This window comes from Alcaligenes sp. HNGD-HTN06, assembly GCF_049932565.1.
Taxonomy (GTDB): domain Bacteria; phylum Pseudomonadota; class Gammaproteobacteria; order Burkholderiales; family Burkholderiaceae_B; genus Alcaligenes; species Alcaligenes ammonioxydans.
Genome location: NZ_CP187782.1, coordinates 1,178,036 through 1,190,303 on the forward strand (window position 1 = coordinate 1,178,036; position 12,268 = coordinate 1,190,303).

Consider the following 12,268-nt stretch of genomic DNA (forward strand, 5'->3'; position numbering starts at 1 on the left):
GGGCAGGGCGCAGCCAATGTTCGTCCGGCTGAGCACGACCATGCGCATAGCCACGATCATGAACACGCCGTGGGCGATCACAGCCATGACCATAGTCATGAGCATGATCAGGTTCGTCCAGACTCCCAGGCCCATGAAGGAGCGTGCTGCTCGAGCCCAGCTGTTGGCCCTACAGTGGCGCTGGCGGCCAGCACCGACACGCGGCTGGTGGTTCATATTGCCGATATGGACTGCCCGGCCGAAGAGAATATGATCCGTTCGGGTCTGAAACGTCTGGACCAGGTACAGAGTCTGGGCTTTGACCTGATGCAGCGTGTCCTGACCGTGGAGCATGCAGAAGGGGCACGCGACAAGGTATTGAATGCATTGCGCGGTTTGGGCTTTGAGCCTCGCATGGCTGACGAGGCGCCGGTGCCAGCAGCCTCGCCCCGCCAGGGACTGGTTCGCATTGTCGCTGCGGTGGTGCTGGCCTTGGGCGCCGAGATTAGCCATTGGCTGGCGGCCCCGGAGTGGCTGATTGTGGTTCTGGCTGGGGCGGCGATCCTGTCCGGCGGCGTGCAGGTGTACAAAAAGGGCTGGATTGCCTTGCGCAATGGTCAGCTCAATATCAATGCCTTGATGAGTATTGCCGTAACCGGCGCGGTGATTCTGGCACAGTGGCCGGAAGCGGCCATGGTTATGTCTTTGTTCAGTCTGGCAGAATGGATTGAGGCCCGCTCTCTGGATCGTGCTCGTAGTGCGGTCGACAGCTTGCTCAAGCTGGTACCCGATGAGGTGCTGGTCAGTACGGATGGTAGCCAATGGCAACGGATGCCGGCCAATCAGGTTCAGGCGGGTTGGCAGGTGCGCGTGGCGCCCGGGGAGCGTTTCGGCCTGGATGGCAAGGTCTTGCAAGGTGTAAGCACGGTTAATCAGGCTCCGATCACGGGCGAGAGTGCGCCCGTGGACAAGGCCCCCGGCGACGAGGTGTTTGCCGGGACGATTAATGGCATGGGCGAGCTGGTGTATCAGGTGCAGTCCGCGCACGATGAAACCTTGCTGGCTCGTATCACGCGCTCGGTTCAGGAAGCCCAAGCCAATAAGGCGCCCATTCAGCGTTTTGTGGATCAATTCTCGCGTGTCTACACCCCATTGGTGGTGCTTGCCGCGGTGGTGATGGCCTTGGCCTTGCCCCTGATGGGGGGGGTGAGCTGGACGGAGTCTGTGTATCGGGCTCTGGTCTTGCTGGTGATTGCCTGCCCTTGCGCTCTGGTGATTTCCACCCCGGTGGCGGTGGTCAGTGCTTTGGCGAGCGCCGCACGCGCCGGTATTTTGATCAAAGGGGGCGTGTATCTGGAGCGTGCCCGACAGTTGCGGTATCTGGCTGTGGACAAGACGGGCACATTGACCCTGGGCGAGCCTTCCTTGAGCGAATATGGCAGCCTGCGTCAGAGCCTGTCGGATGGTGATGTGCTGGACATGGCGCTTGCGTTGGCCGAGCGTTCTGACCACCCGGCCTCTCAGGCGATTGCACGAGGCCGTGTCAGTTCGGGCTCATTAAGCCTGGATCAGTTCGAGGCGATAGCGGGTAACGGTGTGCAGGCGCAAGGTGTGACGGGTCAATTGCGTTTGGGCAAGCGCAGTTGGGTGCTGGGCTCCCATCAGGCCCAGACCAGCCCGGCCGAGCTGCAGGCCGTGCAAAGTGGTGCCACCATGGTGTATCTGGGGGACGAGCAAGGTTTGCTGGCCTGGTTCGCGATGAGCGATACGCTGCGTCCCACCACCACACAGGCGATCCGTGACTTGCAGGCGCTGGGTGTGCAGGTGGAGGTGCTCTCTGGTGACCATGAGCAAGCCGTGCGCCATGTGGCCCAGCAAGCCGGAATCCAGGATTTTCGAGGTGGTTTGCTGCCACAAGACAAGTTGGATCGGATTGAGGAAAAACTGGGTAAAGGCCTGGTAGCCATGGTGGGCGATGGCATCAACGATGCCCCCGCCCTGGCTCGTGCGGATGTGGGTATCGCCATGGGTGCTTTGGGTTCGGACATTGCGATCGAGACGGCCGATGTGGCTTTGATGGACGATGATCTGGGCAAGATTGCCGTGTTGATGCGTCAGTCCCGGGCTTTACACTTTGTGCTGTGGCAGAACATCAGCCTGGCCTTGGGCATCAAGGCTGTGTTCCTGGTGATGGCTCTGACCGGTCAGGCCACCATGTGGATGGCTGTGTTTGCCGACGTGGGGGCCAGCCTGCTGGTGGTATTGAACAGTTTGCGTCTGCTGCGTGCCCGGAACGCGTAACCCTCTTGTTTGCTAAAAAAAACTCCACCTGATTGAGGTGGAGTTTTTTTATTGCCGGGCTGCCCCCAAACTCGGCTCCCCCTCTCGGTCAAAATGGGCTCCTTGGGGATGAGCTCTAACCCCCAGTAATGCATCACAGACTGCTGTGTGCCAGGCCAGTTTGAACGGCCTGCAGGTCGCGAGCTGGAGCGCAAGCCGCGGGCGCAGCATGGGGTTTCTTTTAAGCGTCATCAAATAAGGCCATCACTAACGTGAAGGTTGCGGCGTGCGCGGTAGTATCATTAAGCCTCCATTTGAGTGTAGGCCCCGCTTGTTTCTTATCTGTGTCGAGCAGGCTGGGCATGATAAGGACGCGCGATGATTGCACTGCTGGAGGCGGGTCGAGCCGGATTTCTAGGGCGAAAATATTGGCTGAATAATGTGCTGGCCGGTTTGGTGGTGGGCGTGGTGGCCTTGCCGCTGGCCATGGCCTTTGCCATTGCCTCCGGGGTCAAGCCGGAGCAGGGTTTGTATACCGCCATTGTTGCCGGTCTGGCGGTTTCATTATTTGGCGGGAGTCGGGTTCAGATTGCAGGGCCTACGGGCGCTTTTATTGTGATCTTGTCCGGCGTGGTGGCGCAGCATGGCGTGGCCGGGCTGCAGATTGCCACCTTGATGGCCGGGGTGATTTTGCTGCTGCTGGGCCTGTTGCGCCTGGGGGCGGTGATCCGCTTCATCCCCGATCCGGTCATTGTGGGGTTTACGGCCGGTATAGGCGTGATTATCTGGGTAGGGCAGTGGCGGGATTTCTTCGGTCTGCCCGCCGTTCAAGGCCAGCACTTTCACGAAAAACTCTGGTTCCTGCTGCATAATCTGCCGTCTCTGGACTGGGCAACCACGCTGCTAGGGATGTTGACCCTGGCTATTTTGATCGTTGTGCCCAAGATTCCGTCCCTGGCGCGCTTGCCTGGGCCCTTGGTGGCTTTGGTCTTCATCACCCTGCTGCAGGCCGTGTTTCGGTTTGAGTCTGTAGCGACCATCGGTTCCAGCTTTGGCGCCTTGCCCAGTGGCTTGCCCGCTTTCCAATGGCCGCAGATTACGCTGACCCGTGTGGTGGAGTTGATCGGGCCGGCTTTTGCCATCGCCATGTTGGGGGCGATCGAGTCTCTCCTGTCCGCAGTGGTGGCCGATTCGATGACAGGCTCACGCCACGACTCCAATCAGGAGCTGGTCGGCCAGGGGATTGCCAACGTGCTCTCACCCTTGTTTGGCGGGATTGCCGCCACGGGGGCGATAGCCCGTACCGCCACCAATATTCGCAATGGCGGTAACAGTCCCATTGCTGGTGTGGTGCATGCGATTTTTCTGGTGCTGGTCCTGCTGCTCTTGGCGCCCTTGGCCGCATATATTCCTTTGACGGTACTGGCTGCCATTTTGTTCATGGTGGCCTGGAATATGAGTCAGGCCAAGTTGCTGCTGCGTTTGCAGCGGCGCATGCCCCGGGCTGACCTGTTCATTTTGTGGGTGACATTTGCCCTGACCGTGTTCGCGGATCTGGTGGTGGCCGTCAATATCGGGGTGATCCTGGCCATGTTGTACGTGCTCAAACGCACCTCTGACGGAGTGCAGGTACGGGCGCTGGAGGGCCGTCGTTTGCAGCGGGCACTGGATGTGTCTTTTAGCCAGGAGCTGCGTCAGGATATCTCGGTGCTGACCCTGGAAGGTCCTTACTTTTTTGCCAGTGTTGAAGCAGTCAATCGCGCACTGCTGTCCGTGCCAGAGCCAATTCGAGCGGTGGTCGTGCGCCTGAATTATGTGCCTTTTGTGGACGCCACTGCCATGCAGGCCCTGGAGTCTGCTCTGACAGAGCTGGAGCAGCGCAATGTCATGGTCGCCTTGTGCGAGGCTAATGAGAAAGTGACTCGCAAGCTGATTCGCATGGGCTTGTTCAAACAAATCCATGCCCAGCGTGTTTTCGATAGTTTGCAGACGGCCTGGGACAGTGTCAGCGCGACACTGGACCATCGGTCTGGTCAGGACAACGGGGCGGCAAGCTCGGACGTGCAAGCGGCCCCGTAGGCCTGGAGAGCGGGTTCGGTCACCGCTGGCTGTGGGCAATGGCAGAAGGCTTAACGGAGCAGTTTGAACTCATCGTCACCCATAAAGGCATAGCGCAGGGCGTCGATCAAGGCCAGAAAGTAGGCCAGCGGGGACCAGATGGCAAATAAAACCAGGAACAGTAGGCCCATGCCGATCTGACCCAGGTAAAAACGGTGCACGCCCAGCCAGCCCAGGAAAATTGCCAGAACAATGGCAATCTTGCGATGGCTGTTGGGTTTGGTCAGCTCGTCTTTCTTGCTGGTTGAGATCCAGATGACCAGCGGGATGGTGATCAGAAGGGCGATCAATGCCTTGCCCCAGTGGACTGTCAGGTATTGCTGGACTTCACGCATCAGGTCGACGAAGTCATGAAACAGAAACCCCAGGTAGGACGCGAGGTAGCGGAGAATGGCTTCGCCAAAAGTCAGGCCCAGCATGACGATCAAAAAGATGGCAATGCCCAGAATGATTTTTTGCAGCATGGTGTTTCCGTCAAAAAAACAGCAGGTTCAATAAGTGCGGGCCTGACGCACGGCGTGCTCCCAACTGAGCATCAGGTTTTGCGCTTCATCGCGCGACATGGTCGGTTCAAAGATCCGGTCACACTGCCACAGCGATGCGATATCGGCTGGACCAGCGTACAGCCCGCTGCCCAGGCCCGCCAGGTAAGCGGCGCCCAAGGCCGTGGTTTCAATAGTAACGGGGCGCACGACGGGCAGGCCTAACAAGTCTGCCTGAAATTGCATCAGAAGATTATTCGCGCACGCGCCGCCATCTACGCGCAGCTCGTGCAGGGCCGGGCCGCCATTGGCTTGGACGTCACGATTCATGGCCTGCAATACCGCAGCGCTTTGATAGGCGATGCTGTCCAGGGCCGCGCGTGCAATGTGTGCCATGGTCGAGGCTCGTGTCAACCCGGTTATGGTCCCACGCGCCTGTGCATCCCAATAAGGCGCTCCCAGGCCGGTAAAGGCAGGCACCAGTCGCACACCCTGTGCATCGGGAACGCTGCGCGCCAGCGCTTCCACCTGAGCGCTGTGCTCCAGAGCACCCAGACCGTCGCGTAGCCACTGGACAACCGCGCCGCCGATGAACACGCTGCCTTCCAGCGCATAGGCGGGTGCGTCTTCATACTGGGCCGCGCTGGTGGCGATCAGCCCGTTCCGGGAATGGGGCACTTGCGAGCCACAGTGCATCAACAAAAAGCAGCCTGTTCCATAGGTGTTCTTCGCCATGCCTGGTGTGGTGCAGGCCTGGCCGAACAGGGCGCTTTGTTGGTCGCCCGCCACACCGCAGATAGGAATGGGGCTGCCCAGGACATCCGGGCTGCACCGGGCAAACTCCGAGGCGGAGCGCTGGACCTGGGGCAGGACGCTGGCAGGAATGTTGAACAGCTCCAGCAGCTCCTGATCCCACTGATGACGATGAATGTTGTAGAGCAGCGTGCGTGAGGCGTTGCTGACATCGGTGGCATGCACCTTGCCGCCGCTCAAGTGCCAGATCAGCCAGCTGTCGATGGTTCCAAAGGCCAGTTCGCCACGCTGTGCCCGTTCTCGGGCGCCGGGCACGGTGTCCAGCAGCCAGCGCAGTTTGGAAGCGGAAAAATAGGCATCAATCGGCAGGCCAGTTTTTCCGGTAATGCGGGCTTCGTGCCCTTGCTCGCGCAACTGGGCGCAGAAGTCCTCGGCGCGCCTGTCTTGCCAGACGATGGCCTTGTGCAGGGCTTGTCCGGTTTGCCGGTCCCATAGCACGGTGGTTTCACGCTGATTGGTAATGCCGATGGCGTGAATGTCCTGGGGGCGTAGACCTGCCTGCTCGATTGCTTGTCGGGCGGTCCGAAACTGAGTGTCCAGAATTTCCTGGGGGTCGTGTTCCACCCAGTCTGTGCGCGGATAGTATTGTTGAGTTTCCTGCTGCGCCTTGGCCAGAATGCGGCCATCTGCCGCTACAACAAGGCTGCGCGAGCTGGAGGTTCCCTGATCGAGAGCAAGTAGGAATGTCATGCGAATGAGGCGGTAAAAGCGGAGCAGTCCACAGTGTACTGGCTCTGTGTGCTACTCGGGGGGGTGAGCACAGGAGGCGGACAAGTTTCACTGGACGGTAAAAGATCAGGGGCTAAAATCAGGGTAAATCCCGAGCCAGTCAGTGTTTTTTCGGGTGTCTGCTAATTTCAGGTCCAACTTTTATTTATGACTACATTAAGTTCCCCCTTATTGACCGATAGAGCCCAGATGCTGGGTGCCCTGGCGCGCACCACGCAGGTGGATATGGTCGTGATAGGGGGTGGCGCGACAGGACTGGGCGTGGCCCTGGATGCCGCCCTGCGCGGTTTGAGTGTGGTGGTGCTGGAAGCCTGGGATTTTGCCAAGGGCACGTCTTCGCGGGCCACCAAGCTGGTACACGGTGGGGTGCGTTATCTGGCCCAGGGCAATGTCAGTCTGGTGCGGGAGGCCTTGCGCGAACGCATGCATTTGCTGAGCAATGCGCCGCATCTGGCACAGCGCCTGCCTTTTGTCATGCCCAGCTACAAGTGCTGGGAAACCCCATTCTATGGGGTGGGCTTGATGGCATACGACGGTTTGGCGGGACGCGAGGGATTGGGGCATACCCAGTTTCTGAGTGCATCCAAAATCCGGCAGCTTTTGCCCGGAGCCCGGCAAAGTGGCTTGAAAGGGGGTGTCAAATATTGGGATGGTCAGTTTGACGATGCCCGTCTGGCCTTGGCGCTGGCTCGTACGGCAGCCTTAAAGGGGGCTTTGCTGATTAATTATTGCCCGGTGGTGGAGGTGATGCACCGGGAGGGCAAGGTCTCTGGCGTGCGTTGCCAGGACAAGGAAAGCGGTCAGGTTTATGAGATCCAGAGCTCTTGTGTCGTCAATGCCACTGGAGTGTGGGTCGACCAGATTCGGCAGCTGGATGCGCAGGAAGCTGGGCGCGAACTGCGGCCCATGGTCTCACCTAGTCAGGGCGTACACCTGGTCGTCGACCAGGAATTCTTGCCGGGTGAGCATGCATTGCTGGTGCCACGCACCCAGGATGGGCGGGTCTTGTTTGCTGTGCCCTGGCTGGGCAAACTGATTCTGGGCACAACCGATACGCCTCGAGACGATATCCCGTTGGAGCCGCGTCCTTTGGCTCAGGAAGTGGATTTTATTTTGAAGGAATCCGCGAACTATCTGCAAAAAGCGCCCACCGTACAGGATGTCCGCAGTATCTGGGTGGGGCTACGACCCTTGGTGCGTCCGGCTGCTGAGTCGGCCGCGGGACAGACGCAGTCCATCAGCCGCGAACATAGTATTACGGTGAGCGCCAATGGCCTGTTGACAGTGACGGGGGGGAAGTGGACAACCTACCGGGCCATGGCTGAAGACGTGCTGGAACGCTGTCAGCAGTCCGGCCTGCTGGGGCCCTTGCCGGCCTGTCGAACGCAGGACCAGCGTCTGGTGGGCGCTTCCTATGTGGGGGATCGGCGCGTTTTGGGCCGTACGCCCGGCTTGGATGCCTATGGCAGCGAGGCCGATTGGGTGCAGACGCTGCCGGGAGCCGATCAGGATCTGGCTCCTGGTTTGAGCGTCGCCATGGTGCGCTTTGCCTGTCGCTTTGAATATGCCCGGACGGTTGAGGATGTGCTGGCCCGTCGTTCGCGTCTTTTGTTTCTGGACGCACGTCTGGCGCAGTCGATCGCCCCGGCGGTGGCGGCGATTATGCTGGAAGAAACAGGGCGTTCGCCGGAATTGGATGCCTTTTTGCAGTTGGCCGAGCAATACGCCACGGTGCCCACGTCATAAGCGCCTGTTCTGCTGCTGACAGGCCCTTGCCTGAGAGAACGTCAATGAAAAAAGAGCCTTGCTGACCAAGGCTCTTTTTTATGCCGGCTTGCCGGGGCATCAATCAAAAAAGGTGCGGGCGGTTTCAAAGCGTTTGGCGAAATAGGGATTATCAAGTGAATCAATCCGTACCCGCCCCCCACTGGAGGGGGCGTTGATGAACTGTTGCTTGCCGATATAAATGCCTACATGTGAGTTGGGTGTGCCCAGCGTGTTGAAAAACACCAGATCACCGGGGCGCAGTTGTGCCCGGCTGACGCGACGGGCAACGCTGGCCTGATCGCGGGTGCGGCGCGGAATGGGGGAGCTCGATTCCTGGCTAAAGACATAGTGCACCAGTCCGCTGCAATCAAAACCCGTGGAGGGTTCACGGCCTCCGTAACGGTAGGGCGTCTCCAGCAGGGTCAGCGCCGACAGGACGACGGCCGAGCGACGCTGATTATCCAGGCTGATGGATTGCCCCGTAGGGAGACGGGACGAGGGGCTATGGGCGCATGCCGCCAGCACCAAACTCAGGCATAAGGCGAACAGACGTTGCGTAAAAGCAGCAGGAACCATGGGCTGTTACAAAACGGATGAGGGCGCAGCGGGCAGGGGGGCTACTCGCAGATTATCCGATATTTCGTCGCTTTTTAGGCCAAGCCTGAGAGGGATCGTCGAAATATGCATTAATTAATGACCAATATCTGCAACAAAACATATTTTTGATACAAGCGTTTTGATTTTTGTCATGTTACATCTAGTTTATATCTACAACATTAAGTGAGCATCTGATAATATTCTGCTGTGCCTTGATGCATTTATTGCATATATACGACGTTTTCTATGTTTTAAGAGCATTTATAGACAGTGTGTGTCAGAAGCGTCGATAATGTAAAAAATATATTCACGCAATAGATTGCCAGGCATGATACATATTTATGTAACTTTATATGTTTTAAATGTGTTTTGTTACAAGAAACTAGCTGATTAACAGATTTACAAGGATGGCTGACATGCCCGTATCGGAAAATTCGCTGCTGAATGATATTCAGGAAGTCAATTTGTCGTACTTGTTACTCGCGCAGCGTCTGCTGCGGGAGAATTTTTCGGCAGGTATGTTCCGTTTGGGCTTCGACACCGATGTGGCAGAGACTTTGTTGCGTCTGTCACCGGCCCAACTGGTCAAACTGGCCAGCTCCAGCTCGTTGATTTGCGGCTTTCGCTTCAACGACTACGACCTGCTCACCACGTTGACGCAGAATGTGCTGGGAGGGGTATTGCAGCAGGCTCACTCCACCATTCTCCTGTCCCAGCGGGCGACGGCAGAACAGGCTGGCTGAGCCAGTCCCGAACTTATTACATCAAGAACTATGGCTATAAAAAGCGTCGCCAAAGAGGCCCAGGAAATTGGGCTTGCTTCCGACATGATTGAGCTGGGGGCGCGCTTGCAGGTTCTGCAAGCAGAAACATCGTTAAGTTACGACCGGCTGGCCCGTTTGTACCGCGAAGTCAAAGGCTGCTCGCCGCCTAAAGGCATGCTGCCTTTTTCGGTTGACTGGTTCATGACCTGGCTGCCCAATATTCATTCCAGTCTGTTCTACAGCATTTACCAGTTCATGGCCTTGCATACGCCTTGCGACAAAAGCCGTGCGCTGGTCGAGGCGTATCGCCTGTATCTGGAGCAGTCTTCGGCAGGTCGTCTGGATGTGGGGCCAGATGAAGAACCGGTGCTGAGCTTCACCCGCGCCTGGATGCTGTTGCGCTTTTTTGATAGTGGCCTGTTGCAGTTGTCCCAATGCGAGCGCTGCAAGGGGGGGTTTGTGGCCCATGCGCACGATCCCGAAGCCGGCTTTATTTGCGCTATTTGTCGCCCGCCTCCGCGAGCTGGCAAGACGCGTGCCAGCAAGGCGCGCAGCACAGCGAAATCGCCTGCCGGCAAAAGTCGAAAATCCGACTCGACCAGAGAGCCGCAAGCCGGGGTCTCGGGGCACGTCGCCGTTCAGGCAGACGTGCCCGTTTAGTAATAGCTTTTGTCGTCAGTATGCAGCAAAGCCGGATGGATGCTGGTTTTTGATGTGGATCTGATACCAATCTGAATGTGTCAAGGCAACCGGAAGCGTTGATCTAGGCTGGAAAAAGGCCGTTAACGTGTCGTTTTAGCCCGGTTGCTTGCCGCCATCATTAGCAGCGTGTATTTGAAGAAGGCGTATCCGTGCTTATTATCCTTGGATATATCATTGTTTTCGTCTCCGTTTTCGGGAGCTTTGTAGGGCTGGGCGGGCATTTGGGTGCGCTCTACCAGCCTTTTGAATTACTGCTGATTGGTGGCGCGGCCCTGGGGGCCTATTTTGCGTCCAACAGTGGCAAGTCCATCAAGCTGCTGGCCAAAGCCTTGCCGATTGCCTTTCGCAGCAGCCCCTACAACAAGCAGTTGTACATGCAGTTGATGGGCATGCTGTCCGTACTGCTGAACAAGGCTCGTCGCGATGGCATGATGTCCATCGAGGCCGATATCGAAAACCCTGAACAAAGTCCCATCTTCGCCGATTACCCCAATGTGGTGAAAGATCCGGCCTTGATGAACTTTGTGTCCGATTACTTGCGTTTGATGATCAGCGGCAATATGAGCTCGTTTGAGATCGAAACCCTGATGGATCAGGACATTGAAACCCACCAGCACGAGCGCAATGTGCCCGCGCGCGCCTTGCGAGAGGTCTCCGATGCCTTGCCCGCCTTCGGGATTGTGGCGGCAGTGCTTGGCGTGGTGAAAGCCCTGGCATCGGTGGATCAGCCGCCTGCTGTGTTGGCCGATCTGATCTCCAAGGCCATGGTCGGGACGTTTCTGGGTATTTTGCTCGCTTATGGTTTTGTGGCTCCTTTGGCCGCGACCATCGAACGCCGCACTTCGGATTCGGTCAAGGTGCTTGAGTGCATCAAGGTGACCTTGCTGGCCAACCTGAACGGCTATCCTCCCCAGTTGGCGGTGGAGTTTGGTCGCAAGGTGCTGTTTTCCTCCGATCGCCCTTCGTTCCAGGAACTGGAAGAGCATGTCCGTCAGGCCCGTTCGGGTGGCGGTCGCAAAGCCTAAGCGGATGCGTTCATGAGCAATCACAAGGATCGCGTGGTCATCCGTCGCAAGAAGATGGCCCATGCCGAACACCATGGCGGCAGCTGGAAAATTGCCTATGCCGACTTCATGACGGCGATGATGGCCTTTTTCCTGGTGATGTGGATTCTTTCGCTGGTTCCCAAGCAGGACTTGAAGGAAATCGCCGATTATTTTCGCATGCCCTTGATGGATGCGATCTCCGGCGGTTATCAGGCCGACTATTCACGCAGTGTGATTCCAGGCGGTCAGCCCAGTCTGGTTCCCAACCCCCATTCTGGAGTCAACTCCAGCCAGGCGGCAGACGACCGTCAGGATGTCGAGCGTCTGGAAGATTTGAAGTCCGCTCTGGAGGAGTTGATCCGCATCGATCCGGTCTTGAGCGAGTTTCGTCCGCAATTGCTGCTGGACATGACTCAGGACGGTTTGCGCATTCAGATCATTGACCGCCAAAGCCGCCCCATGTTTTCCACAGGCAGTGCGCATGTGCAGATCTATATGCGGGCGATTTTGCGCTCGCTTAGCGCCCCGCTCAACGAAATGCCCAACCGCATTCTGATTTCCGGTCATACCGATTCGCTGCCTTACGCCAGTGGCGAGCGCCTCTACAGCAACTGGGAACTGTCCGCTGATCGGGCCAATGCGGCTCGCCAGGAGCTGGTGGCCGGCGGTCTGGCCGAGGCCAAGGTCAAGCAGGTGCTGGGTTTGGCCGATACTGTCAGCCTGGTTAAAGATAACCCCGCCGCAGCCGTAAATCGGCGTATCAGCCTGCTCGTGCTCAATAGCCGGGCGGAACGACGCATGGACGAGCAGGCGGCAAGTGGTTCGCAAGAGTTTGATTTGCGCGAAGCCATGCAGGAGACCGACGGGCCAATCAGTATTCATATTCCCGGTTTGCCTGCCATGCCTTCTGCTTTGCCGGTAGTGCCTTAGGACCTGTTTTCAGGCCCGGATGGCCCACGGGTTTGGGCTGTGCTTTTTGTTTTGTTGTTCT

Annotated in this window: 10 protein-coding genes; 7 read left to right on the forward strand and 3 right to left on the reverse strand. The window is 57.9% G+C overall.

The window, feature by feature from the left end; translation table 11 throughout:
- Positions 1–174: 174 nt before the first annotated feature.
- Together ACOZ42_RS05370 and ACOZ42_RS05375 are read left to right on the forward strand one after the other, a co-directional pair.
- Entirely contained in the window at positions 175–2,280 is a 2,106-nt protein-coding gene (locus ACOZ42_RS05370; RefSeq protein WP_426345835.1) for a heavy metal translocating P-type ATPase, read from the forward strand.
- Between the two features lie 357 nt (positions 2,281–2,637).
- Positions 2,638–4,338, forward strand: coding sequence for a SulP family inorganic anion transporter (locus ACOZ42_RS05375; protein ID WP_003804722.1), 1,701 nt, complete (start codon positions 2,638–2,640; stop codon positions 4,336–4,338).
- A gap of 50 nt (positions 4,339–4,388) precedes the next feature.
- On the opposite strand, the gene ACOZ42_RS05380 is transcribed toward ACOZ42_RS05375, so the two are convergent.
- Together ACOZ42_RS05380 and glpK are read right to left on the reverse strand one after the other, a co-directional pair.
- Positions 4,389–4,841: a TM2 domain-containing protein gene (locus ACOZ42_RS05380; protein WP_003804721.1), complete on the reverse strand. Its 453-nt coding sequence runs from the start codon at positions 4,839–4,841 to the stop codon at positions 4,389–4,391.
- Between the two features lie 27 nt (positions 4,842–4,868).
- A complete protein-coding gene (glpK, locus tag ACOZ42_RS05385; RefSeq protein ID WP_131071433.1) occupies positions 4,869–6,362 on the reverse strand; it encodes a glycerol kinase GlpK in 1,494 nt (497 codons plus the stop codon).
- Positions 6,363–6,548: 186 nt separating this feature from the next.
- Between glpK and ACOZ42_RS05390 the strand changes: the two genes are divergently transcribed.
- On the forward strand, positions 6,549–8,147 hold the full coding sequence (locus tag ACOZ42_RS05390) for an FAD-dependent oxidoreductase (RefSeq protein ID WP_426345629.1): 1,599 nt from the start codon (positions 6,549–6,551) through the stop codon (positions 8,145–8,147).
- A 99-nt stretch (positions 8,148–8,246) separates the two neighbouring features.
- On the opposite strand, the gene ACOZ42_RS05395 is transcribed toward ACOZ42_RS05390, so the two are convergent.
- Entirely contained in the window at positions 8,247–8,744 is a 498-nt protein-coding gene (locus tag ACOZ42_RS05395) for a C40 family peptidase (protein ID WP_003804718.1), read from the reverse strand.
- Between the two features lie 437 nt (positions 8,745–9,181).
- On the opposite strand from ACOZ42_RS05395, the gene flhD reads away from it, so the two are divergent.
- The 4 genes from flhD to motB all read left to right on the forward strand — a co-directional run bounded on the left by flhD (position 9,182) and on the right by motB (position 12,207).
- Positions 9,182–9,508, forward strand: a complete 327-nt coding sequence (gene flhD / locus ACOZ42_RS05400; RefSeq protein WP_003804716.1) for a flagellar transcriptional regulator FlhD — start codon at positions 9,182–9,184, stop codon at positions 9,506–9,508.
- 30 nt (positions 9,509–9,538) lie between these two features.
- Complete coding sequence (flhC, locus tag ACOZ42_RS05405) at positions 9,539–10,189, forward strand: flagellar transcriptional regulator FlhC (protein ID WP_003804715.1); 651 nt, start codon at positions 9,539–9,541, stop codon at positions 10,187–10,189.
- A 191-nt stretch (positions 10,190–10,380) separates the two neighbouring features.
- A complete protein-coding gene (gene motA, locus ACOZ42_RS05410; RefSeq protein ID WP_003804713.1) occupies positions 10,381–11,256 on the forward strand; it encodes a flagellar motor stator protein MotA in 876 nt (291 codons plus the stop codon).
- 12 nt (positions 11,257–11,268) lie between these two features.
- On the forward strand, positions 11,269–12,207 hold the full coding sequence (gene motB, locus ACOZ42_RS05415) for a flagellar motor protein MotB (RefSeq protein WP_003804712.1): 939 nt from the start codon (positions 11,269–11,271) through the stop codon (positions 12,205–12,207).
- The last annotated feature ends 61 nt before the right edge of the window (positions 12,208–12,268 follow it).